Below are 24,395 nucleotides of genomic sequence, written 5' to 3' on the forward strand. Positions count from 1 at the left end.
TACCTTATTATGCATTCTTATTAAACCAATCAGCTACTGCCTCCAGCCTCGCCGTACGCTGCTGCGGCCTGCCAGATGATGCCATCGCATGTGAAGCGCCCGGAAACCTCATAAACTCAGCTTCCTTACCCAATCGCTTCAATGCCAGGTACCACTGCTCCGCCTGTTCGATCGGACAACGATGATCCTGTTCCCCGTGGAGGATCAGAACAGGTGTGGATACCTGCTCGGCATACCGTATCGGTGAGCGTTCCATAATATATGCCTCAGCATTCCACAAGTCGGAATGGCCGCCCAGCTCGTATAGGTTAATCTGAAAGCCGAGGTCACTATTGCCTATTTTACTGTATAAATTACAAATGGACCTCTCTGTCACTGCAGCCTTGAACCTATGATCGTGACCGATCAGCCAATTGACCAAGTAACCTCCATAGCTGCCACCCATGACATACAGCGGTGCAACTGCCTCCGATTGACCCGCAACGGAAGGTTCTTCGAGAAAACCAAGAATGTCCTGCACATCCTTGCTCCCCCACTCTCCCACTACACCGTGCGAGAAAGCTTGTCCATAACCGTAGCTTCCCCTCGGGTTGCAGAACACGATTCGATAGCCCCGGCTGGCAAAATACCAAAAATCAAAGTGAAACGAATGCCCATAAGCCAGATGCGGTCCGCCATGAATCATCAGAATCGTTCCGGCATACGAGCCTCCATCTGTCTTAATCGGCTCCATGGACCATCCCTGGATCGACAAGCCGTCCCGGGTAGTGTACGAGTGCTCGCGAATTTCCAGCGCGGGCACCCTCTCCAGCAGCGGCTCATTGCAGTGAGTGATCTGTTCCATTTGGACGGCATCTTGATCGTTCCATACTGCACGATACAGCTCTCCCGGCCGATCCATCGTATCAGCTACCAACACAATAACAGTCTCATGCTCGCTGCACGATTCCACATCAAATGCCAGAATGTTCAGCGACAAAGGGAGCTCGCTTACTCGCAGGGATACGGTATCCAATCGATAGATCGATTGCCGGCCTGCGTTCGTAGCCGCAAAGAAGATGGACCTACTCGCCGCATGATGCACAATTGGTGTGTTCAAGCCTGTACGTTTGCTGTCGCCGATAACGTGATAGCCTGAAGGCACATCTACGTTTCCTTCTATCCAGGCAGCTTTAATCCCATCCTTTACGTAAAACCATTGGTCGAATTCTGCACTGTTCGGCGTATTTTGCTTGCCTGTAGCGAGCACAGAGCCGTCTGGCAGTGGAACAAGTGCTGAAATGGACTTTACTTCCGGTGTCAGGACTGAGATGGTTTGGTCCGCCTTCTCCAGCACATGGAGCTGAGGGCTTTTGTCCAGATCCAGACCGTTTGGGTAATCAGCTGTAAAATATAGCTTCAATCCATCCTTGGAATAGGCAGGGTTCCCATGATCGGATTCCAGCGTAGATATTTGTGATACTGCTGACGTGTCCACATCCACTTCAAATACATGGGTATACCCGTTCGTTACCCCTTCGCCATCCAGTTTATAGCGAATTCTTACTACCTTATAGGCGGTTGCATTGATTTCCTGTTCGCGGCTTGTAAACGCAATCGTTTGACCGTCAGGTGCCCATACAAAATCCTTCACTTTCCGCTTGGGCGTGAGTGCCCGCACAGTGTCGGCTGACGGATCATACAGCCAGAGTTCGTCGTTCCCACCAACCTTGCGTATAAAAGCGAGCCTTTCACCACCCGGAGACCACCGCGGACTATGGTCCGAAGTCGATTCACCAGCAGCGTTCTGCTGCGCTGTCAATAAAACAGATTCCGTATGCGTACTGGTGTCCCACAGGACCAGATGACTTATATAAGCATCAGAATCTATATCCATTCTTGCCTTGGCCAGCACTACCTTCTCCCGTTCGCGAGGATGTATGCTCGGGGCCCCGAGGAATGTGAGCTGGGCCAAATCGGTTGATAGCAGCATGCCGCATTCAGCTCCTTTTCATTGTGAAGCGGGATAAGCTTGCCCGCTTCGATGTGTGTCTTCAGCATTGTTTATGTCGTCAGCGGTTTGGAAGTGTCAACCAGATGACAGGCTACCCAGTGGTTGGGCTCAGCCTCACGCCTTTCCGGCTCCACCTGCCTGCACCGCTCCTCAGCCCAAGGACAACGGGTATGAAACCGGCAGCCGACAGGCGGATTCAGCGGACTGGGCAGCTCTCCACGCAGCGTAATCTTCTCACGCTGCCGTTGAATTTTCGGGTTCGGAATCGGAATGGCACTCATCAGTGCCTGGGTATAAGGATGAAGCGGTTTTTGGAAGATAGCTTTTTTACTGCCCAGCTCAACCATTTTCCCAAGATACATCACTCCTACCCTGTCGCTTACATGCCTAACAACGGACAAATCGTGGGAGATAAACAAATAAGTAAGGTTTAGCTCCTTCTGAAGCTGTCCGAACAAGTTGACGATTTGCGATTGCACGGAAACATCCAAAGCAGATACAGGCTCATCGCACACCACAAATTTAGGACGCAAAGCAATTGCTCTAGCGATAACAATTCGCTGTCGTTGACCGCCAGAAAACTCATGCGGATATTTATCCAGGCTGGCCTGTGGCAGGCCAACCATTTCCAGCAGCTGCTTGGCCTGCTGCGCTTGCTGCCCCGAATACAAATCATGAATATGGAAAGGCTCCGTCAGGATTTCACGAACTTTCATTCTGACGTTCAGCGAGGAATAGGGGTCCTGAAACACAATTTGCATGTCTCTCCTCAGCTGTCTCAAATCTTCTCCGCTCAGCGTCGATAAATCTTGTCCGTTGTACCAGGTTTTCCCTTGCGTCGGACGCTCCAGATACAGCACCGCACGGCCTGTCGTTGATTTGCCGCAGCCACTTTCTCCTACCAGGCCGAGCGTCTCCCCCGCAGCGAGCTCAAAGCTGACTCCATCCACCGCTTTTACCACCGAACGGCTCAGCCCGAACAGCCTGGAGGATTGTGTATAATGCTTCTTTATATTGTCCACAACGATTAGTGGAGCAGCAGCTTCCTGATTTCCGGTTTGACTCATCTAATCTCCCCCTCTACCGGGTGCCAGCAAGCTACATAATGACCCCGTTCATCCGCTGCCAGCTCCGGATTATGCTCCCTGCATCGATCCGTCGCATAGGTACAGCGAGGATGAAAGGGACAGCCGCTGGGCAGGTTTTTCAGATCGGGCACAATGCCTGGAATGGTGTTGAGCTCGGCCTGCTCGTCACCGGTTATATTGGGAATGCTGTTCAGCAGCCCCACCGTGTAGGGATGCCGTGGCGATTCAAGCAGGTCGTCAACAGCAGCCAGCTCCATCAGCTGTCCTGCATACATCACGGCAACGCGATCCGCAGCGTCAGCAATAACGCCCATGTCATGGGTAATCAGCAAAATCGATGTATCGTAATCCCGTTTAATATCTTTTAACAAATCCAGAATTTGCGCCTGAATAGTTACATCCAAAGCCGTTGTAGGCTCGTCCGCGATAATCATCTTGGGGCTGCAGGCCAAGGCCATCGCAATCATCACCCTCTGCCTCATGCCTCCCGACAATTCAAACGGATACTGGCGAAAGCGCGCTTCGGGTTCAGAGATACCGACAGAAATCAGCAAATCAATGACCTTTCTTCTGCGTTCTTTTTTGCCGATTTTTTTATGCAAAATAAACAATTCCTCGATTTGGCTGCCGATCGGAATCAATGGGTTCAATGCAGTCATCGGCTCCTGAAAAATCATCGAAACCGTATTGCCGCGAATGCTGCGCATCCCAGATTCGGACATATGCTTCAGCGATATGCCCTCCAGCTCAATATCTCCCTGATCAAAGCGGGCATTGGCGGGAAGCAGCTTCATCAGGGACAGAGCCGTAAGGCTTTTGCCGCTGCCGCTCTCGCCAACCAGCCCGAGAATCTCGCCTTTTTTCAGCTGCAGCGACACATTCCGAAGCGCCGTTACCGATCCCGACGCCTGCTGAAACGATAACGTAAGCTTATCGATACGCATGATGGTAGAGAAGTCCTTACCATCTGTGGCTGTTTGCTGCCGAACGGTCATGGCGTACGCCCTCCCAATGACTCGTGAAATTGCCCGGCATGCTGCTTGGTGTGATGCCCGGCAATTTCTCCACAGGTAGCCCACCATACCTCAGGATCCTTCTTCAGCTTAGAGAGCAGCCGCTCCAATGCGATGATGCGCGAGCCTCTTCCACTGATCCAGCAGTGCACCGTCATCAGAAACAGACCGCCATAACGTTTGAGCCCTTCAAACTCCTGCTGCCACGTATCCATGACTGTATTCGGATTCAAGGGCGGATTCCCCGCACCACCTCCCGTGTAGCGATAGAAGATGGCGTCATCGAGCAGCCACTGTACAGGTACCTCGGGCAGTCCCTCAATCCAATAGGGATGGTCGTAGCCCATCATGGAGCTGTCGTAGGGAATCCCATGGCGCTGCAGCAGCTCGAAGGTTTGCGGCGTCATTTCCCAGGAAGGCGAGCGAAAGCCCATCGTTCTCGGGCCAATGACCTTTTCCAAGGCCTGCTTGCCCCGAATGATGCTTTCTTCCACCTGTCCCCAGTCCAATTCATCCACCCGTTCGTGCAGATAGCCATGCAAGCCAATCTCATGCCCTGCCTTGTCAATAGCTTCCACCGCCGTAGGATATTTCTCGGCAATGACACCTGGTATAAAAAAACTGGCACGGATATCCAAGTGGTTCAGCAGCTTCAGAATCCGGTAGATCCCCTGGCGGGGACCAAAGGCTCTTTGTTCCAGCTCTCCAAGCGTGTTCGGCTTGGTATGTCGGGAACGCCATAGATAAGGAGTTTCGCCGTCGAAATCGATGCTAAAGGCAACCGCACAGCGTTTGGCATCTGGCCATACATAGGTTGTATGCGTCATCTCAGGCCTGCTTTCCAGCTTGAAGCTTCGGTGCTTTGAATGTCCCGGCCGTGCGGCCGCCATCCACCGTCAGCGTAGATCCCGTAATAAAGGAGGCAGACTCAGAGCATAAATACAAGATGGCAGTAGGTGCGTCCTGTGGGCCCGAGGTGCGACCAAGTGGAATTTGGGTGAGCAAATTGTTTACATAGTCCTCAGACAGCTCACTCACTTCGCTGCCTGGGGCAAATCCGGGTGCAACCGCATTGACCCTTATTTGATAAGGAGCCAGCTCCAATGCAAAAGAGCGTGTCAGCATGGATAATGCGGCTTTACCTGTGGAGTAATGCCCGCCTCCGATCTGATTGCTGAGCGCGGCGCCCGAGCTGATATTGATAATAGAGCCCGGCTTCCCATCCTTGATCATTTGCTTGGCAAGCAGCTGGGTTAACAGAAACGGAGCGGTAACATTCACTCCAATGGAATGGTTCCAGGCCTGAGCACTCATTTCCATCAGATGATGTCGTTGATAAATACCGGCATTATTAATTAAAATATCAGCTGAGGACCATTCCTTCTCAACGAGTGCAGCCAATTCAACAATCGAGGTTTCCTGCGTCAAGTCAGACGTATGGAACAGCAGCTCCGTATCGCTCAACAAGGGGTCCTCCGCCATCGCTCTTAATTCGTTGCCGCGAATGTCGGACAAGCACAGCTTTGCCCCTTGGGCAGCAAAGGCTTGGGCAATCCAGGTACCGAATATGCCAGCCGCTCCGGTAATAACGACTTTTTTACCGATAAATTGATCTTCAAAATGCAATACGATCACCTCAAGGTTTATCTTTTTTTATTTTTGGGATCTAACCAATCCCGTACATAATCCCCAATCATATTAATCGAGATCACGATGAAGAAAATAGCAATGCCGGGGAACGTAGCCAACCACCAGCCCGTCGAAACATACTGTTGTCCGACTGACAGCATGGACCCCCAGCTCGGATTAGGCGGCTGGACGCCCAAACCAATGAACGACAGGGAAGCCTCAAATATAATCATCAGCCCGACCTCAAGCGTAGCTACCACGACTAGCGGCGGAATGACCTCCGGTAAAATATGCTTGAGCAGTAATCGGCCGGGGCGAGCACCCAAGGCAGCAGTTGCTTTCACAAAATCCCTGTTGACCGTAGATAGCGTCGTGCTTTGAGTGACGCGAGCATATCGCGGCCAGCGCGCGAGGCCAAGGACAATAATCAGGTTCAACAAGCTTGGACCCAGTACGGCCACAGTCAATATAGCCAGCAAAAAAAACGGGATGGACAGTAGAATATCCGCGACACGCATAATAAAGGCGCCCACCCAATTTCTGTAGAAGCCGGCCAGCATCCCGAGTAAACCTCCAATAATCCCTGATATAAAGACAGCGGTCACGGATACGAATAAGGATACGCGAGCTCCATAAATTAAGCGGCTGAATACATCCCTGCCCAGCTCATCGGTGCCGAGCAGATAGGATGACCCATCCGGGCCAATAAAGCCGGGTGCTTTCAGGCGAATCGAAAGCGCCGTCAGCGTGGGATCATGCATCGCAAACCATCCCGGCACGATGGAAATGAGCACAAACAGCAGAAGAATAAGCGCAAAAGGGAAGATCGTAATCGGACCCAAGCTCCGCAGTCCTGCCTTTGCACGCTCCATCGTTGATCGGGTTGGAGCTTGTTGATCCGGTGTTGGTGATATACTCATTGTGATGTTTCTCTCCCCAGCTTGATTCTTGGGTCTACCCATCCATACACAAGGTCTGTTATCAGGTTAATAAAAATGTATACCGCGGCCCCTAATACAACGATAGCCTGAACGAGTGGAAAATCCCTTGCTGCGATAGACTGAATCGTTAACTGGCCCAGTCCGGGCCAGGCGAATATCGTTTCCGTCACGACCGAGCCGCCCAATAAATTTGCGCATTCCAGACCAATAATCGTAATGATCGGAATAGATGCGTTCCGCAGCAAATGCCGATATAACAGCCTTGGAACCCCGACTCCCTTCGAACGTGCAGTTCTTACGTAATCCTGCCCAAGCTGCTCCAGCATGCTCGAGCGAGTCATTCGTGCAACTGTTGCAATTGACAGCGAGGCCAGGGTGATAGCAGGAAGAATGAGCGATTGCAGACTATCCGCCCCGGATGAGGGCAGCCAGCGCAGCTTCACTGCGAGCAGCATAATGAGAAGTATGCCTGTCCAGAAGGCAGGCATACTTTGTCCAACCAGAATGAATGGCATGCATACTTTTTCAACCCATGTACCTTTATAAATCGCTGTAATCATTCCCATAGGGATACCGATGATTACGGTTAGAATGAGTGCAGACATTGCCAAGTCGATCGTATAAGGAATACGATCCATCATAATGTTGATGACAGGCATTTTTTGAACGTAGGAGTATCCAAGATTTCCGGTAAATATCTGCTGCAGAAAGCTTATATACTGAAGACCAACCGGCTGATCCAATCCAAGCGCGTGCCGAAGCACAGCAATGTCTTCAGCAGTCGCATTTTGAGGGACCATTAGCAGGACAGGGTCTCCAGTTAAACGCAGGATGAAAAAGATAAGCGTGGCTACTCCAAATACGGAAACCAGAGCCTGGACGATACGCTGTCCTACATAAAGCATGTGTGATCCCTCCTCTGCTTCTTTACTTGGCCCATTTCATATCTTTTACAAAGAAGTTCTCCTGCGGATCCGGCTGCCACTGTAATTGCTTCGATGCCCCATACAAAGCATAGGCCTGATACAAACCGATTCCCGGGACATCCTGTTGAAGCACATTGAATGCTTTTTTGTAATTGTCAATCCGTACGGCTTCATCGGTTGTCGTTCTTGCTGCATCTACCGCCTGGTCAAACGTTGGGTTGGTATAGCTGCTCCAAATGGTCCCTGTGCGGAACAAAGGAAGAATCGTACCGTCTGCATCCATGCAAGCGCAAGACCAGATGCCCATCCGAATGCTGCCCCATTTGCGGGCGGGGTCCTGTACCTTTTTCAAATAAGTTGCTTGATCCGTACTGACGATATTAACCTTAACGCCGATTTTATCGAGATCGCCTTGAACCGCTTGAACGATACGCTGATCAAAAGATGGAGAAGTCGCAAAATCAAGCGTGATGCCATTGGCATGACCAGCTTCCTTCAACAAAGCCTTGGCTTTCTCCGGATTGTAGGTGTAGCCTGGAATGCTCGTATCGTAACCGAACGAAAGCGGCGTCAGCACCTGAGTTACAGGTTTGCCGTAGCCATGAAGAAGCGATGTAATCAACGACTCATAGTTAATTCCATAAGCGATAGCCTGGTTGACCTGGCTGGATTTGGTTGGTGTATCGCCTACCATATTGAAGGCCAGGTAAGCTACACGCTCAGTAGGTGTTGAGAATACTTGAAGCTCTGGCTTACTCTTGATATTGTCCACGTCATCAGGGCTTACAGCAGATGCAAAGTCAGCCTTGCCCGACTGCAAATCGGCCACCCGGCTGGCAGGATTGGATACGAAGCGATATTCGACTGCCGGGATTTCCGGCTTGCCGCCCCAATAGCTTGCATTGGATTTCAGCGTAATTTGCGTACCTTTTGCCCAGCTTTCGAATTGGTAAGCACCGCTGCCTACAGGATTCAAGTTAAACTGGTCATTGCCCTTTTCCTTCACATACTTTTGTGGAACGATGCTCAAATTAACCAGCTGCGTCAGCAGGGTCGGGCTCGGTTGATCGGTCGTAATTTTGAGATCAGCACCCTCCGCTTTTGCTGAAGTAATCATGTTGAAATTAGCATACTGCGGACTGCGGAATTCTTTATCCAAAATACGCTGAATACTGAAAGCTGCGTCTTCTGCTGTAAGCGCGTCTCCGTTATGGAACTTGATATCACCACGGATTTTAAATGTCCAGGTCGTCGGCGAGTCCTGCTTCCATGATTCGGCTACCCAGGGCACAAACTTGTTGGTTTTGGGATCGCGGTGAATCAAATTATCAAAAATATTCCGGTATACCGAATAGCTGTCAAAATTGTATTGCAAGCCTGGATCAAGATTCGAAGATTCATTGGCGAGGTCAACGACCAGCTTGCGGCTTTCCTTCTGGGCCGTATCCTGCGTTGGCTTCTGTTCGTTGTTGGCTGCTTGCTTGTTGGCTATACTGCATCCTACAAGCGTAATAATCACAAATAAGCTGAAAATAAGAGTTGCGCTTTTCATTAATGTTTTCATAGTTTCCTCCATGTAGTTTATTTAAAGTAAAGAAACGTTTAGTTGAGATGGAGGATCGTGTCCGCCCGAATCTTTTGCAAATAGTTATAGACTGTAAACCTGGATACGCCCAATGCTCCGGCCACATATTCGATAGAGCCCTTGATCAGGAATGTGCCCTTTTGTTCCAAAAGTCGGACGCATTCGATTTTTTCTTCCGTTTCCAGCAGAGATGGTGCCTTATTAAAGCCGTTCAGCACTTGACTGACCAGATTGGCAATAACCTCCTGTACTGTGGAATAAAAGCTTTCCTTATCGGATTCTTCATGCTCGAATTGAACCAGCTGCTGCAATTGATTATTTAAAGTAATCAAATGACTGACATTCAAGTTAATGCACATCGCACCGATAATCTGATCCTCATCATTTCTAAGAAACACGGTTGATGATTTAAGCACATATCCTTTGGCTGATACGGTTTTGTAATTAGCTATATCCTTGATTTCCGCAGCAGGTTTCTTCAGCTCCTGCAAAACCAAATCCGTAATGGGAGCTCCAACCTTACGCTCTGTTATGGTTCCTGCCAAATGAATCAAAGACTGCTCCAAATTAGAAAAGTCATGAATGGCAACTTCACATTCTTTCCCCAGCATTTTCACCAGCATATCCGCGGTGCGAATGGCTTGATCGAAAATGGATTGCTGTGTATGGTTCATGTCACCCTTCCTTTATCTTATCATCTTGTCATCCGTTCCCCAGGCTCCAACACAGGAACCTCTACCTGAACAGTTTCAGGATATTTAATTCCGCTGCCCGTGTTCAAGGTAATGACGGTTTCCCCCTGTTGAATCCAGCCGCTTTCCCTAAGCTTGCGTGCCGCCGAGAACGTCGCCGCTCCTTCAGGACATACGAACACGCCTTCCAAACGAGCAACATTCTCCTGCTCCTTCAACAGCTCGGCATCATCAATGGCAATTGCACAGCCGCCTGTTTCGTAGATAGCTTCCAGCACCAGAAAATCGCCCAACGCTTTGGGTACGTTGATTCCAAAGGCTACAGTTGTCGAATCCTCCCAAAACTGCGAGTCCGCTTTACCTTCCTCCCATGCCTTGACGATCGGTGCGCAGCCCTTCGCCTGAACAGCAACCAAACGTGGAAGCTTGCCTTCAATCCAGCCTAATTCGACGAGCTCCTGCAGCGCTTTATAAATTCCGATTAAGCCAACGCCACCCCCTGTAGGGTAAAGAATCACGTCGGGCAGCTTCCAATCGAGCTGCTCGATAATTTCCAGCCCCATGGTTTTCTTGCCCTCGATCCGATACGGCTCTTTCAAAGTGGACGCATCATATAAGTCATACTCCTTGACGGCTTGTCCTACGATCTTGCCCGCATCGCTGATCAGGCCGTTTACCAGATTCAGATTGGCACCCGAGATCGCACATTCATTGCGGGTAATAATCGGGGCTTCAACCGGCATCACGATCGAAGCCTGAATACTGGCTCTGGCCGCATATAGAGCCCAAGCCGCCCCAGCATTGCCGTTCGTAGGCATCGCCAGCTCTTGCACCGACAGCTCCTTGGCTTTTGACACACCGACAGCCGCTCCTCGCGCCTTAAAGCTGCCTGTAGGGATGATCCCTTCATCCTTCATCCACAGGTGATTAATACCCATAGCCAGGCCAATTCGATTCATGGGCAGTAAAGGGGTCATACCTTCGCCCAGTGTTACAATATGGTTCGGGTCCACAACAGGAAGAAGCTCGTGGTATCTCCATAGGTCGTTGGATCGTCCAGCGAGACTGGCCGGAGTCCAGTGCTTTTTAAGCTCCTGCAAATCATAATCGACTAATAAAGGAGAACCGCACGTGCACAATTGCTGGATGACATCGGCTTCGTATTTCTTGTCGCATTTTGGACAATGCAAATGGCTTATATAACTAAATTTCATACCTACAACCTTCCTTTTTTGAAAAATCATGGATTGTTACAACTTTGTACCAGTTATATTTTTTTTGTAATCGACTGGCAGTAACCTATCAGGAAAAATAAAAAGCTCTAATGAGCCTGTAAGGTACAGGGCACATTAGAGCCTTCGGTGGTCCGATCAGCTTATTATTCTATTAATCAGGTAGGATTACTTCAGTATCGCTGAAAAGTAATTTATCATGTATGGTTAGGTCATGTCAATGCTTTTACTCAATTATTTGATCACTTACAATTTTTTTGGTATCTCCAATATATAGGTATGGAACCAGCCAGCCACACAAAAAAGGAACAAAGCAACGACAGCTTACCGTCGTCATCTTTGTTCCTTTTGCCTGACCATACTTTAATAGACTTGCAATCAGTACTTAGGTTTACCCTTCGATCAATACTTCGTTCCCTTCGTACCGCTGTTGTTCAGTAAATATTCGAAGTCATTTTCCAGCCGCTTCTGTTCGGCCTTGCGGGCATCCACGATCTGCTGTCTGGCATCTTCCTTCTGCTTTGCCTCGGCCGCTTTCATCGCATCGGCCTGTGCCTGCAGCTTGCTTAGAACATCAGGATTAATCAAATCCTTCAAAGTAGCCGGCTTATCCTGAGCAGCTGGTTTGGGTGCCACTGCGGGTCTTTGTTTTTTGGCCATCTGGAGATTAGCCTCCCTTCTATCCTTAACTGACTGAATCTATAGCATAACAATATTTTGATGTCCTGCCAAGAAGCCGCCATCCACAGGGATACTGATGCCCGTTATATATGAGGCTTGAGGAGATGCCAGAAAGCATACCGCCTCCGCCACTTCGTGTGACAGACCAAACCGTTCCATCGGGGTTTTGCCTAATACACCGTCTCGGAACGCTTGTCGTTTAAAGTTCGCCGAATTGAGATCGGTTTCGATATAGCCCGGACTTACCGAGTTAACACGAATTCCATATTTGGCCCATTCCACCGCCAATACCTTACTGTATTGCAGCAGACCGCCCTTGGAGGCTGAATAAGCGCTCTGATTCGGGGTAGCGATATGGGACAGCATCGAGGTGATCGTCACGATCGAGCCGCTGCCTTGTTCGATCATCCGCTTCCCGACCTCCTGACAGGTTAAAAAGGCACCTCTCAAATTAATCCCGATAATCTCATCCCAGGCTTCCGTTGTGTACTGCTCGGCAGGCATTCGCTTGTTCGTCCCGGCACAATAAACCAGGATATCGATTCGCCCATGAATACGGTTCGCCTGCTCCACAAACTGTTGAATACTTGCCTGATCCTGAACATCGAGTGGGAGTCCGTCCGCCTCTACGCCCAACCCACGAATTTCCTCGGCTGTTCCCTTAAACTGCTCCTCCGTACGGCTTCCGATGATGACCTTGCTGCCATAGCTGGCCAGAGCCTTGGCAATCTCTTTGCCAATCCCTCTGCCACCGCCTGCAATAACGGCTACCTGCTGATCCAAACCTCGCATGATCATAGTCCCCCTTCCTGATATTACGGATTCAAGTAACTACCAACGGTTCATCACGACTACTTATCTAACAGCTGGATCGAATGCACAGCATTTTCCAGTCGCTGCCATTGCCCTTCGGTCTTGACCGCATCATTAATCCGCTCACGAACGGAATACACATACCCGTTCTTTTCAAATACAAATTCAACCAGAGTATAGGGTACATTTCTGCTTTTGTACGTAGTTGTGAACTTTCTGACAGTCATACCCAACATTTCCTCGTCAGCGGCGGAGTTTTTGTAATTTGCATCGGCTTCGGTACTTTTCTTATGATCCTGCTCAATGCGCTTTATGGTTTCCTCAAGACTCGAACGGTCATCGGCCGATATGCTCAGGCTGCCTCCATTAAAGCTGAACTGCGCGGATGGACTATCAAGCTCTCTCTGGTAAACTCCCTGCCAGGCCTCAGGAATATGGAGTGTGTACATATATTTTTTGTTGGTATACGTTATCGTTTTATTAACATCGGTCAAATCTTCTTCATCCTGAATAAATCCGAGTGAACGATTGACGCCTTCCTTGGTAAAGGAAGCAGACTTCTCGAAGCTGCTGATCAGCGTATCCATATCTTCGCCGCCTGCGGCTTTTGGAAACATGAATTTTATTTCGTACTTGTATTTATCCTTAATCATATAAATAACATGGGACTGACGCCACTTATCACCCATAGTGGATGCATAACGCTTTTCAATAGCAGCAGTGCCGCCAATGACCGTTTCATGCGATTCCCCGATTTCCTTATAGCCTTCTGTGTAGGCATCATTAAATTTCGCTGATTGCCTTGCAGCCCAATCCTTCAAGGTATCACCGGACGCGGCCGAGCTCACCTGTACAGATAAAGTTGACTCACCGTCCTTGCTTGCATAATTCAGACCGTTGCCCCAATCCCGCTTGCTCCATTCCAGAGGCGTTTCAAAGACCAGCCCATACTCCGTCGTCACCGTATTCCCGGTTTGATAGGCGGATATATCCTTCAAGGAGGCATTACTTGCGTCAAAAGAGAGCACGAACGAATCCAGCAGATCGCTGTAGCTGTTGCGTTTGATCGCGTTGTTGTAGGATTCTTCCTTCTCGACGATCAGTGTCAGGTAATAAACTTTATCTCCTTTGGAAAAGGCTCGTGCTTGGTAATATTCCCCACGTTCGTTTTTCTTTACAAGTAATAAATAAGATTGCGGCTTTTGCTCAATAAACCTTTTTTCCAAAAGCGTACCTTTGCCATCATCGGCCATTTTTTTCATGAGTCCAACCGGAGAAATATCCTCGCTTTGCTTTTCTTCAACGATAATACTGATGGCAAACTCGCCTTTGGCATCAACAAGAAGCACACTTTTGCCCTGCCCCGAATCTTCATTGGCCTTAACAAGTCCTGCCGGATATTTCATCGACCAGCCGTAATGGCTATCGCCAATCCACGTTTTGCCTTGGTCCGCATCAATATAGGAGCCATCGGCATCCTGAATAACAGTTTCGGAGCTGGAGTGCTCTTCTCCCAGAACAACCTCGATGATTTTGGAGCTTCCGCTTGACTGCAGCGTCAATCTGACCTTTTGCTCCGGTAAATAGTTCTTTAAAGCCTCGTTGAATTCTACCTGATTACGTGTTGGGTAAGAGTCGATAGCCAGCAGCACATCACCTTGGACAATCCCAGCCTTCGCTCCCGGAGAATCCGGTTCCACATAAGTTACCTCCAGACCATTGCTTGACGGTAAGCCAACAACAGCCTCCCAGCTCTCTCCAAGCTCCAATCCCAGGGAAGAACGCTTCACCTTACCGTATTTGAAAAAGTGGTCCAATACATGCTGTACGGTCGCCACCGGAATTGCAAAGCCAAGTCCATCCACGCCATACTGGACATACTTGAGCGTATTGATCCCGATAACCTGTCCTTTCATATTGACCAATGCTCCCCCGCTATTGCCGGGATTAATCGCCGCATCCGTCTGTATCAGCTGATACTTGGACAATACCGAGCGGTCCATTCCACTGACGATACCGTAGGTAACCGAGTTGCGCAGCGCAAAGGATAGCGGTGTCCCAATCGCCATGACCGATTCACCGACTTTAAGATCCGTTGGATCTGCCAGCACGGCCGGAGTCAATCCCGTCGCTTCGATCTTCACCAGAGCCAGATCACTTTCTTCATCAAAATGCGTCGTTTTCCCCGGATGCGTCTGTCCATCAGAAGTTACAACCACGATATTACGCATATTTTTCACCACATGGGCATTGGTCAGGATGTACCCATCGCTTTTCACAATAACTCCAGTGCCGTGAGCGAGATCATACCGATTTTTTTCCACTGTCTTTTTATTATCGATAGGCTTACCGATGATCGCTACGACAGATCGGGTTGTTTTTTCGATAACCGCGGGAACTGCTCCCTTGTCGGCTGCGGCATCCGCATAAACTGACGAGCTTGCAACAGATACAAAGAGTATCACAGCAAGGACTGACAGCACAAAACGTTTGCCTGTTTTTTGTAAATAATTCAATTAAATGTCTCCCCATCCTTTGTTTGATTGGCTTAATTTTCCATATAAATACTCTAACAGAATCAAGCCGAAATTCCAATACATTGACAATTAGCAATTGACAGGAAGAACTTACTTTTGTAATCATGAATGTTCTAGTCCATTAGTCTTAGTTTATGAGATTTATCAGGAACTTGACTATTATTTAATAGATTTTTTGTCGAATCATGCAATATAATGTACGAAAGATGACTAATTTTTTACAAGTACATCTCAGGGGGGCATCATGTGAAAAAGAAACTTATCATTGTTCTTATGCTATTCGCTTCATTACCGATGTTAGTATTTTCCAGTTTCAGTATTTACTCGAATAGTCAGGAGTTGCAGCACAATGCCAGCGAATTTAGCCTAGCCAATGCCCAATCGATTCAGAATGATATTAGCGTTGTCATCGGCCAAAACTTTGATTTATTAAAAGTACTTGCCCAGAATGAAATCTTTCAGAGCGGAGCACCCAAAGTTGAAACCGCTAAAGCACTGCTAAACGCCTCGGTAAAAGTTCATCCAGAAGCTGTCCTTAATTACACCGATGTTGCAGGGCAGCAAAAAGTCCGCAGTGATAATCTGGCTATGACCAACGTAGCCGACCGGGATTATTTCAAACAATCTCTGCAAACCGGTAAGCCTGTTGTATCCGAAGTATTGATAGCCAAAGCTACCGGAAGTAAAATTATCGTCCTAGCCGTGCCGGTTCTGAATGAAAGTAAACAGGTCACTGGAATCCTGACTGACAATATTGATCTTTCTTTTCTCAGCGATTATGTGACCAAACTTTCTCAGAACGGTAATATTCCTTTTATCATAGACCGCAGTGGTAAAATTTTGGCTCACGTGGATAAAAACTACATAGATAAGGACATCAGTGCAATCGATTTTGTCCAACAGGGCTTGAAAGGTAATGACGGAACATCGATTTTTGTTGAAAATGGTCAGAAAATGATGGTTTCTTACACCTATAATGAACTGACTGGCTGGCTTATAGGTAATGCTCAATCCTACGATTCCGTAATGTCTCAAAATACAAAAATCATCTCTCAAAGCATCGTTTTACTTGTCATTGTATTGTTAGTTTCTTGTGCCGCCGGCTTCTTTTTATCTAATAAAATTGCCAGACCGCTCATTCAGTTGACCGCCTTTACTAAACAAGCGTCGAGCGGTGATCTTACTGTACAAGTGACAGTCAAGGATAACAATGAAATCGGACAGCTTGCCGACAGTTTCAACTTGATGCTTCAAAATTTGAGGCATATGATTCAGCAGGTCGGCTCAAACTCCGAAAGCCTGGCAGCATCTGCTGAGCAGCTGACAGCCAGCGCGTCACAGACCAGTCAAGCCACAGAGCAAGTAGCTAAGATCACTGAGGAAGTAGCATTGGGAACGGAGAAGCAGGTCCAGACTTTAAAAGACAGCTCCCAGTCCGTTCAGGATATTTCAGATGGTATTCAAATGATTGCTGCTAATGCTACCAATGTCTCTTCTCTGGCTTTGGACGCCTCCCAGAAGACTGAACAAGGTAACGTGGCCATTCATTCGGCTATCACCCAAATGGAGTCCATGCAGCAAACCGTTAACGGGCTTGCCTTGGTGATCAAGGAGCTTGGCGACCGATCACAGGAAATCGGACAAATCGTCGGGGCGATTACAAGCATTGCCCAACAAACCAATCTGCTGGCTCTGAACGCCAACATTGAGGCAGCTCGCGCCGGCGAGCAGGGCCGCGGCTTTGCTGTTGTTGCTGGCGAAGTCAGGAAGCTTGCGGAGCAGTCCTCCCGTTCAGCGCAAACCATTGCCGAGCTTATTACCGTCATCCAGGACAAAACCGCAAACGCGGTTGAATCTATGGATATCGGAATTAACGAGGTCAACCAAGGCCTGCACGCCGTCCATACCGCAGGTGACGCTTTTACACAAATTCAGCAATCAATTCGGCAAGTATCTACACAAATTCAAGAGGTGTCCGACTCATCTCAGCAAATGTGTGCGAATGCTTTGCAGGTCGTTCAATCGTTTGAGACCATTATGGAGGTATCCGATATGACGGCATCAGGTACGCAAAATGTATCGGCAGCGGCCGAAGAGCAGCTCGCTACCATGGAGGAGATCACAGCATCAGCAACAGTTCTCTCCGGCATGGCGGACGAACTTCAGGACGTTATCGGTAAGTTTAAAGTGTAGCGCCTTGCTTCATACCCAGCCTGTATGAGATAAAAATAACCCTCCAATCGCGTTTTTACAGCGAAATTGGAGGGTTGTCTGTTTAGTATAGATGTAAGTATGGATGTGTCAAGCTGCTACCAGGCGTACGCTTCCGGAGCAGGCTTGCCCGGACCCGGGAATATCTCGTCCAGCTTGGTCAGCGTTTCCGAGTCGAGCTTGATTTCTACGGCTCTTAACGTATCCTCAAATTGCTTCAGAGTCCGTGGTCCGATGATCGGTGCGGTGAGTGCCGGATGAGATAATACCCATGCCAATGCAACATTCGCTTCACTTTCCCCCAGCTCTTTGCACAGCGCGGAGAATTGCTCCAACTGCGAGCGATGCTTCTCGATAGCCTTGGCCTGATTCGCTGTTCTTGAGCCTGCATCCGGATTCAATGCATTCCCACCCAGAAGGCCTCCTGCCAATGGACTCCATGCGATCACACCGATTCCATGATGCTCCGAAGCCGGAAGTACTTCCAGTTCAGGCTCACGGCAAAACAGACTGTACTTGTGCTGCTCAGACACCAGCCCTAGGAAGTGACGCTCCTTCGCTTTGGCCTGTGCCAAAGTAATATGCCAGCCAGCAAAATTACTGGAGCCGACATAGTCAACAGTTCCCTGCTGTACCAATGCCTGAAAAGCTTCCCATAATTCATCCCAAGTCGCACTTCGAGCAATATGGTGCATTTGGTATAATTCAATATGATCGGTTTGCAACCGCTTTAATGAAGCTGCCAGGTGACGGCGGATTTTGTACGTGGATAATCCTCTTTCCATATTAGGACCATCATTCTCATCCTCCATGGGACCATACACTTTAGTAGCCAGCACCACTCTCTCCCGACGATTCCCACCCTGAGCGAACCAACGCCCAATGATTTCCTCGGTCCAGCCACGGCGATTTTCCCCTCCATAAACGTTGGCGGTATCAAAGAAATTCACTCCGGCATCCAGTGCGGCATCCATAATACTGAAAGCTTCCTTCTCATCAGTAGACGGACCAAAGTTCATTGTGCCTAAACAAAGACGACTCACTTTAAGTCCGGTTCTTCCTAAGAATGTGTACTCCATTAATACTCAGCTCCTTTGGTATATGTAATCTACCTCTTAAATCATAACCAATAATTGAGAGAATAGAAAGAACTGACATTTTTCTCATTTAATATCCTTGGATTCCTATAGTTACCTGAAATAAAGTGAGTCTAGTCGTGCTCAGCCATTTTCGGAAGATAGCCATTCTCGTCAAATTGCAACGGCTTCGGCTGACCCAAAATTTCGATATGAGACAGCTTTTGAATTTCGGGTACAAGCGCTTCTGATACATAGACATACTTCAAATGAAGTGTATTGGGAACACGAACAATTCTCGCTTGTGACGATTCAATACCCCAGTTACAGCGTAAAGCCACATGAAGCGCCTCTCTGTCATTATCAATGACCATCGGAATCATTCCCCGCATAATGAATGAGCTTGTAATGACGTTCTCGTTCGTTATTTTCATATCGATTTTATCGAAAAAACGTTTGGTTGTCAGATCAGCAAGCCCCATTCCGAGTGCATTTCCATGGGAAGGCTCACTTAAATCACTGGCTACTATATATTTGATCCTCGGACTGTCCAGCTCTTCCTCGCCCAAAATCCGCATTCTACCTATTATATTGGTATCCATCCCGGTTCCACTGTAGTTTTTGCCGATCTCGTCAACGAACAGCACGTCTATATCATCCACGGGAAGCTTGGGCATCATGCTTTTCGATATTTTCAAAAGCGCCTGCTCCCGCTCAACAATTTGCTTTGCTTCGATAGCCTCGATAATGGCCGTTTGGTCGAAAGCATTTTCCACAATGCCCAATCCGAATAACACATTCAATTTATCGAGAGTGACTTGACCCACAGCAGGCATCAAATCACGGATGCCATGAATCCCATACGAGTGAAGCAGCAGCGCCTGCTTGTGCTTGCCAATACCAATAGCGGCCATTTTCACAATTCCGCTTTCAATCCATTGCGACGATTTGAAATCGGTATGAACTTTGATTCTGGCAATTACGATAACCGCATCACTGGCTAGAATGTTATTGTCCGCGTATACCGCTAGTCCTGCCGGCGTTTCTCCAATTTGTGTAACTTCCATGGACGAAAGAATCGGGGCCCCACAGTAGTCCTCAGTCACTCCCAGACCTTCCAGCACCTCGATCTGTCCTTCAGCGGTCGCTCCACCATGGCTGCCCATTGTCGGAATGATTCGCGGCTCGACCCCAAGCTTCTTGAGCTCATTGACCACATTTTTGATGATCAAGGCAATATTAGCGATGCCTCGACTGCCTGCTGTTATTGCTACCTTCATCCCCGGCTTGACCTTGTCGGACAAACGGATAGCTTCCATTTGCTTGCTGATTTCCGCCTCAATATCGTCGATCTTGGGCCCATTAAAATGCTGTTTGACCTTCACAAACTTTGGCAGCAACATTGGATTTATTCCTCCTTGTTAGGATATGGTTTCGATTGTCTTGCATGTGTGCAATGGCATCACTTCTACCGCTTGGGTGCTAATTCGATACCTTGACGGATCGCTTCCAAAAGACTTTTTTCATCAGCAATGCCCTTGCCTGCAATATCAAATGCGGTTCCATGATCCACACTGGTACGTATAATCGGCAAGCCTACCGTAATATTGACGCCTGCATCCAGACCCAACACCTTGATAGGACCATGCCCCTGATCGTGATACATCGCAACTACAATATCGTAATCGCCGCGAACCGCCAGGAAAAATAACGTATCAGCAGGCAACGGCCCAACCACGTTAATTCCTTGCTGCTTGGCACGCTCTACAGCAGGCACAATAACCGCATCCTCTTCACCATAGCCAAACAGCCCGTTTTCTCCGGCATGAGGATTAATCCCGCATACACAAATCCGCGGCTGCTCATAGCCTGCTTTCTTCAGGGTATCATGTGCCATCTTAATAACCGAATATACACGTTCAGCCGTTATCGACTTGACCGCATCGATCAGACCCATATGGGTTGTCACATGAATGACCTTAAGCTTGGGGGAGCTCAGCATCATTGCGTAATCACTCGTTGCAGTTAAATCCGCCAAAATTTCCGTGTGTCCCGGATAATGATGTCCACCCTTCTGCAGCGCCTCCTTGTTCAAGGGTGCCGTACAGATGGCGTCAATCTTCTCTTCCTTCGCAAGCTCAATGGATTTCTCCAAAAAACGGAACGCGGCATCGCCGGATTGTGGTGAAACTTTACCGTAAGGTAGACTCTCTGGCAATAGATCCATATCAAGACAATTGACGACTCCAGCTTGATCCAATGCCTGCTCAGGAGACTTGATCGAATGAACGCGCAAACCGGTTTGCAAAAATAATTCGGCTCTTGATAAAAATTTGGCATCACCGATTACAATCGCCTTGCAGGTTTCAAATACTTGTGGGTCCTTCAATGCTTTCATAATAATTTCCGGGCCGACACCTGCCGCATCACCCATCGTAATTCCTATTATCGGTCTATGCATCCTATATATCTCCTTATGCTTGGCTAATTATTTTCCATGACTGTTTTCTTGGGCAATGACTACTTTCTATCCCTGATAACTTTTGCTGCCTGCAGTAAAGAATTAGGATTTCCGAAAGCCCCCGCCTTTGTGACCAGAGGAATCGAGACCCTGCCTTCAGCTTTGCAGAGCGGCAAGCCTTCCTCCACCTCACCGATAATAACCAAGCTGGCAATGTTCAAATGTGTGCAGGCACGGTAGGCAATATCGCCACCCGTTAGTACTGCACCGGCAAGCCTTTCCTGGGTAATGACCGCTGCTGCCAGTCTTCCGATACCGTCTGCGATAAGATCCCCGCCAGCCAGTGCACTTAAACCAGCCTGCTGCAAATAATCAACCACTTGAAGTTTGGCCTCATTGGAAATGTCCGTAGTTACAACCAGATCCTCGCCTGAGGCAATGAGCTGCCGCGCTTCCTGTACGAGCTCAGCCATTTCCTGATCGCTAATACCGAGAAGCAGGAGCGGATCAATCACCAATGACCGGAAGCCATTAAGCTTCAGTGTCTCTACCTGCTGTCTCGTAACCTGACTGACACTTCCTGCCACAACGAGTACAGGAGCTGTAGGATCGGCAAGCTGCTCCTGGTCTTGAGTTCTCTCGACATCAAACCTCTCAACGTTCAACTCCAGCCTATGAAATCCAAGCTTGGGATAACGATTAGCCAGTGCTTCCGCCAGCCCTGCAGAGCCTACCCATAACACACGCTCGCCCGCGAATTGCTCAGCAATGATTTGCAAATCATTAGGCGTGGCACTGTCCGCTACAATGACACGTGTTCCCTGCTGCTGAAGCGTGCGTACTTCCATAGCCAGTCTGCCGCTGCGGATTGAACGAATTTCAACTTCACCCACCGAAATCGAAGATTGAGCACCGATGATATCAGAAATCTTGGAATTCATAATCGGAAACTTCGGGTCCCGTGAAATTTCACTATCTTCAAGCAATTGCTGGTTAAGCAGCTGATAACCGCCTATGGTCAGCCTCCCCTTCTGCGGATAGGCAGGGGCTACGATGGCCAGGTCAAACTGCCCTGTGCTCATCAGAGCTTCAATTTCTTTGCCAATATTTCCACGCAATGTAGAATCTATTTTTTTCATAATGACCTGAAACTGACTCAAATCCTGAGTTTCAAGCAGCTCGCTCCACTTGCGGAATGCGGCTTCCGGTGTAAGTGACCGGCTTTCCACATTCATAACACACGTTGTACCGGAATTAGCTGGCGTAAGAACTTGCCTGTCATCGATGCAAACAACTGTAGGCATTCCGTGCTTGGCGAACTGAACGCCGGAGTCGTTTGCCCCTGTTAAATCATCAGAAAGAATAATGACGTTATCCATGATCGTACCCGCCTACTTTCCTTTTCCACTTGCTGTCTGATCTCATCTTATCAAATCAGCGTTTCATAATACAACGGCGAGAAATACGAATTGTGTTTCATTTTTAAACATTTTTTTAATTTGTGACATTTGTAATAGCTATAATCGTACAGGGCACGACTCATGGGCTTAGCTTACGCCAGAGCGTGGTACGGTTCATCCCCAATCTTTTGGCAGTAGCAGATTGATTAAAGCCCTCCTGCTCAAGAACGAAACGTATAATATCAGCCTCAATTTCCTCCAGGGTCCGCGTTGCTCCGATCAACTGCTCCAGACTGCTATTCGTTGTCTTGTCCTGTTTATTCATTAAGCTGTCCAATATCGGCTGTAAGTGCTGCAGCGTAATAAAAGAACCTTCACACGTCTCGATAATCAGCTTGAGTACCTGCTGCAGCTCGGCAAAATTCCCTGGCCATTCATATGTTGTCATCCGATTCAATGCATCTGGTTTAATTCCCAGCACCTGACTGCCCAAGGTTCGGTTCATCTCTGCCAAATACCAAAATACAATATGATCCAGCTCTGCTGTTACGCTGCGGAGTGGTGGGAGATGAAGCGAATAAATCTGCAGCTGTACATGCAGCTGCTGGTCGAATTCACCCAGATTCACTTGATGCGCCAAATCTGCAGCTGTGGAAGCAATAAACCGAAACGGCGGCCGATCATCATGAATCAGAGCTGCATGGGAAGCTTGTAATGCCGCTGCAAGCTTACGCTGAACAGGAAGACTAAGCTGCTCAATTCGCTGGATATGCAGCGTTCCTGATTCTGCACGACGCAGCAAGGAGCTATCCTGGTCCAAACGGCCGAACAACTGTTGGTCCTGCTGCTCGGTTGTACAGCTACCCGCATCGAGCAGGACAAAGGGTCCTGACTGATAAGGACTGTCATTATGCAACGCTTCGGCTAATGTCTTCTTTCCTGTCCCTGGCTCTCCAGTAATCAATATCGGATACAGTTGTTTACTCCAACGTTTGGCCTTATCCATATAGGCGTCATTGATATGATCCGTCTGCACGAATTGCTGGAACCTGCTCCTGGGCGGTGAAAGCCTGTCTTCCCTTACCTTGCGGGCCCGCCGCTCCAGACCTTCAATCGCCTGGCTTTCATGCAGCTCAAAGATCGTTCCTTGCTCCGCCAAAGAATGCTCTATCACAAGAATAAGGTCCTCTGTCGGGTTAGCCCACTGGAGTTTAAACGAATCTGTTCTGCTGCGTACAGCCGTTCTATCTGTTCTGTCTGCTCCTTTGGTTCTGTCTGCAGAACGACCTACATCTGTATAAATCAGGGAAGTGGAGGTGCTGGCAATGAGCTCAGCCCATTTCATATTTACCGCTGTCGTCGCTATTACCCCTAATTGACGTCCAGCCTGTTCATTGCAAAATTTCACGTTCTGTTCGGCATCGACATAAACAACTCCATGCTGCAAAGCATCCAGTATCGATTTCATTAACACTCTATGATGGGCTTCTGCTTGCCTCTTTCTAGCCATTTGCTCGGCTTGCAGCAGCGATTCCTGCAGCGCTTCTCGCCCAGACGTTATCAGAATCGCCCGAACACCCGCGTGCTCGGCGACGACCACCGTAACCACATCGCCAATCACGAGATCGACGCCCAGCTCCTTGGCTTTATTAACCGCCGCCTCCGCCTCATGCTCATGATGGATAATGAAGGTCATGACCTGAATGTCAAGCAGCTCGGCAATCGTGTCCACTCCATCCACAATATTGGGAAATCCAATGATGCCAATCGTCCCCCGATATCCTCTAACCAAAGTAAGCGAACGTAATATATCATAGCCGTTGACCGTTATTTCGATCACCGGAATTTGCACTTGGCTGCGGATTAGTTGTGCGGTTCCGCCTCTGCTTATAATAATGTCATAACCCTGCAGCTCAGCTGTCCTTGCAATGTTCAGCCCCTGCTTCAGATCACCAACCTCTGCATGAACCTCGTAGTCGGGCGCTGTCGGTATATCTTCCAAAAGATCCTTCATCCCGCGATAAGGAGCAATTAACAAAAACTTCAACATGATAAGCCCTCCATGATTCAAATAACGACAGTCCATAAACATTACGCCTACAAACCGTCAGATCATT

Annotated in this window: 19 protein-coding genes; 1 reads left to right on the forward strand and 18 read right to left on the reverse strand. The window is 48.5% G+C overall.

All coding sequences use genetic code 11. From position 1 onward, the window contains the following. Nucleotides 1–7 precede the first annotated feature (7 nt). The 13 genes from OB236_RS02040 to OB236_RS02100 form a co-directional block, all read right to left on the reverse strand. A complete protein-coding gene (locus OB236_RS02040) occupies nucleotides 8–1,972 on the reverse strand; it encodes a S9 family peptidase (protein WP_262682445.1) in 1,965 nt (654 codons plus the stop codon). Between the two features lie 71 nt (nucleotides 1,973–2,043). Beyond that, nucleotides 2,044–3,060, reverse strand: coding sequence for an ABC transporter ATP-binding protein (locus OB236_RS02045; protein ID WP_262682447.1), 1,017 nt, complete (start codon nucleotides 3,058–3,060; stop codon nucleotides 2,044–2,046). Then, the gene (locus OB236_RS02050; RefSeq protein ID WP_262682448.1) at nucleotides 3,057–4,076 is read right to left on the reverse strand and encodes an ABC transporter ATP-binding protein; all 1,020 of its coding nucleotides are present in this window, start codon (nucleotides 4,074–4,076) and stop codon (nucleotides 3,057–3,059) included. Before OB236_RS02050 ends, OB236_RS02045 begins: the two co-directional genes overlap by 4 nt. Then, on the reverse strand, nucleotides 4,073–4,921 hold the full coding sequence (locus OB236_RS02055) for a polysaccharide deacetylase family protein (RefSeq protein WP_262682449.1): 849 nt from the start codon (nucleotides 4,919–4,921) through the stop codon (nucleotides 4,073–4,075). The genes OB236_RS02050 and OB236_RS02055 overlap by 4 nt, the downstream gene beginning before the upstream one ends. A 1-nt stretch (nucleotide 4,922) precedes the next feature. Continuing rightward, a complete protein-coding gene (locus OB236_RS02060) occupies nucleotides 4,923–5,720 on the reverse strand; it encodes an SDR family NAD(P)-dependent oxidoreductase (RefSeq protein WP_262682450.1) in 798 nt (265 codons plus the stop codon). Between the two features lie 17 nt (nucleotides 5,721–5,737). After that, nucleotides 5,738–6,643, reverse strand: a complete 906-nt coding sequence (locus OB236_RS02065; RefSeq protein ID WP_262682451.1) for an ABC transporter permease — start codon at nucleotides 6,641–6,643, stop codon at nucleotides 5,738–5,740. After that, a complete protein-coding gene (locus tag OB236_RS02070) occupies nucleotides 6,640–7,569 on the reverse strand; it encodes an ABC transporter permease (RefSeq protein WP_262682452.1) in 930 nt (309 codons plus the stop codon). Before OB236_RS02070 ends, OB236_RS02065 begins: the two co-directional genes overlap by 4 nt. A gap of 22 nt (nucleotides 7,570–7,591) precedes the next feature. Continuing rightward, the gene (locus OB236_RS02075) at nucleotides 7,592–9,154 is read right to left on the reverse strand and encodes an ABC transporter substrate-binding protein (protein WP_262682453.1); all 1,563 of its coding nucleotides are present in this window, start codon (nucleotides 9,152–9,154) and stop codon (nucleotides 7,592–7,594) included. 38 nt (nucleotides 9,155–9,192) lie between these two features. After that, on the reverse strand, nucleotides 9,193–9,849 hold the full coding sequence (locus OB236_RS02080) for a helix-turn-helix transcriptional regulator (protein WP_262682454.1): 657 nt from the start codon (nucleotides 9,847–9,849) through the stop codon (nucleotides 9,193–9,195). Nucleotides 9,850–9,869: 20 nt separating this feature from the next. Then, entirely contained in the window at nucleotides 9,870–11,081 is a 1,212-nt protein-coding gene (locus tag OB236_RS02085) for a threonine synthase (RefSeq protein ID WP_262682455.1), read from the reverse strand. 420 nt (nucleotides 11,082–11,501) lie between these two features. Beyond that, nucleotides 11,502–11,759 carry a DUF3886 domain-containing protein gene (locus OB236_RS02090; RefSeq protein ID WP_262682456.1) on the reverse strand — a complete coding sequence of 86 codons (258 nt, stop codon included), beginning with the start codon at nucleotides 11,757–11,759 and terminating at the stop codon, nucleotides 11,502–11,504. A 39-nt stretch (nucleotides 11,760–11,798) separates the two neighbouring features. Beyond that, nucleotides 11,799–12,572, reverse strand: coding sequence for an SDR family NAD(P)-dependent oxidoreductase (locus OB236_RS02095; RefSeq protein ID WP_262682457.1), 774 nt, complete (start codon nucleotides 12,570–12,572; stop codon nucleotides 11,799–11,801). Nucleotides 12,573–12,631: 59 nt separating this feature from the next. Beyond that, on the reverse strand, nucleotides 12,632–15,109 hold the full coding sequence (locus OB236_RS02100; RefSeq protein ID WP_262682459.1) for a S1C family serine protease: 2,478 nt from the start codon (nucleotides 15,107–15,109) through the stop codon (nucleotides 12,632–12,634). Between the two features lie 267 nt (nucleotides 15,110–15,376). Here OB236_RS02100 and OB236_RS02105 point away from each other — a divergent pair, with 267 nt between their 5' ends. After that, entirely contained in the window at nucleotides 15,377–17,323 is a 1,947-nt protein-coding gene (locus OB236_RS02105) for a methyl-accepting chemotaxis protein (RefSeq protein WP_262682461.1), read from the forward strand. A gap of 116 nt (nucleotides 17,324–17,439) precedes the next feature. Here OB236_RS02105 and OB236_RS02110 read toward each other — a convergent pair whose 3' ends face one another. The 5 genes from OB236_RS02110 to OB236_RS02130 form a co-directional block, all read right to left on the reverse strand. Beyond that, nucleotides 17,440–18,420 (reverse strand): aldo/keto reductase, encoded by a 981-nt coding sequence (locus OB236_RS02110; protein WP_076228096.1) that lies wholly within the window; start codon nucleotides 18,418–18,420, stop codon nucleotides 17,440–17,442. Nucleotides 18,421–18,551: 131 nt separating this feature from the next. Beyond that, on the reverse strand, nucleotides 18,552–19,820 hold the full coding sequence (locus OB236_RS02115) for a nickel pincer cofactor-dependent isomerase, group 22 (RefSeq protein WP_262682462.1): 1,269 nt from the start codon (nucleotides 19,818–19,820) through the stop codon (nucleotides 18,552–18,554). Nucleotides 19,821–19,885: 65 nt separating this feature from the next. Beyond that, nucleotides 19,886–20,878, reverse strand: a complete 993-nt coding sequence (gene pdxA / locus OB236_RS02120) for a 4-hydroxythreonine-4-phosphate dehydrogenase PdxA (protein ID WP_262682463.1) — start codon at nucleotides 20,876–20,878, stop codon at nucleotides 19,886–19,888. A 59-nt stretch (nucleotides 20,879–20,937) separates the two neighbouring features. Next, entirely contained in the window at nucleotides 20,938–22,257 is a 1,320-nt protein-coding gene (locus tag OB236_RS02125) for a four-carbon acid sugar kinase family protein (protein ID WP_262682464.1), read from the reverse strand. A gap of 160 nt (nucleotides 22,258–22,417) precedes the next feature. Further along, nucleotides 22,418–24,328, reverse strand: a complete 1,911-nt coding sequence (locus OB236_RS02130; RefSeq protein ID WP_262682465.1) for a sigma-54-dependent transcriptional regulator — start codon at nucleotides 24,326–24,328, stop codon at nucleotides 22,418–22,420. Nucleotides 24,329–24,395 lie beyond the last annotated feature (67 nt).

Source organism: Paenibacillus baimaensis (assembly GCF_025567575.1).

What these genes read in the sequence shown, in the direction of transcription:
- OB236_RS02090 (WP_262682456.1), bottom strand. Translation starts at nt 11,759, where the DNA reads ATGGCCAAAAAACAAAGACCCGCAGTGGCACCCAAACCAGCTGCTCAG.
- OB236_RS02080 (WP_262682454.1), bottom strand. Translation starts at nt 9,849, where the DNA reads ATGAACCATACACAGCAATCCATTTTCGATCAAGCCATTCGCACCGCG.
- OB236_RS02040 (WP_262682445.1), bottom strand. Translation starts at nt 1,972, where the DNA reads ATGCTGCTATCAACCGATTTGGCCCAGCTCACATTCCTCGGGGCCCCG.
- OB236_RS02050 (WP_262682448.1), bottom strand. Translation starts at nt 4,076, where the DNA reads ATGACCGTTCGGCAGCAAACAGCCACAGATGGTAAGGACTTCTCTACC.
- OB236_RS02070 (WP_262682452.1), bottom strand. Translation starts at nt 7,569, where the DNA reads ATGCTTTATGTAGGACAGCGTATCGTCCAGGCTCTGGTTTCCGTATTT.
- OB236_RS02065 (WP_262682451.1), bottom strand. Translation starts at nt 6,643, where the DNA reads ATGAGTATATCACCAACACCGGATCAACAAGCTCCAACCCGATCAACG.
- pdxA (WP_262682463.1), bottom strand. Translation starts at nt 20,878, where the DNA reads ATGCATAGACCGATAATAGGAATTACGATGGGTGATGCGGCAGGTGTC.
- OB236_RS02125 (WP_262682464.1), bottom strand. Translation starts at nt 22,257, where the DNA reads ATGGATAACGTCATTATTCTTTCTGATGATTTAACAGGGGCAAACGAC.
- OB236_RS02115 (WP_262682462.1), bottom strand. Translation starts at nt 19,820, where the DNA reads ATGTTGCTGCCAAAGTTTGTGAAGGTCAAACAGCATTTTAATGGGCCC.
- OB236_RS02110 (WP_076228096.1), bottom strand. Translation starts at nt 18,420, where the DNA reads ATGGAGTACACATTCTTAGGAAGAACCGGACTTAAAGTGAGTCGTCTT.
- OB236_RS02130 (WP_262682465.1), bottom strand. Translation starts at nt 24,328, where the DNA reads ATGTTGAAGTTTTTGTTAATTGCTCCTTATCGCGGGATGAAGGATCTT.
- OB236_RS02085 (WP_262682455.1), bottom strand. Translation starts at nt 11,081, where the DNA reads ATGAAATTTAGTTATATAAGCCATTTGCATTGTCCAAAATGCGACAAG.
- OB236_RS02055 (WP_262682449.1), bottom strand. Translation starts at nt 4,921, where the DNA reads ATGACGCATACAACCTATGTATGGCCAGATGCCAAACGCTGTGCGGTT.
- OB236_RS02045 (WP_262682447.1), bottom strand. Translation starts at nt 3,060, where the DNA reads ATGAGTCAAACCGGAAATCAGGAAGCTGCTGCTCCACTAATCGTTGTG.
- OB236_RS02075 (WP_262682453.1), bottom strand. Translation starts at nt 9,154, where the DNA reads ATGAAAACATTAATGAAAAGCGCAACTCTTATTTTCAGCTTATTTGTG.
- OB236_RS02095 (WP_262682457.1), bottom strand. Translation starts at nt 12,572, where the DNA reads ATGCGAGGTTTGGATCAGCAGGTAGCCGTTATTGCAGGCGGTGGCAGA.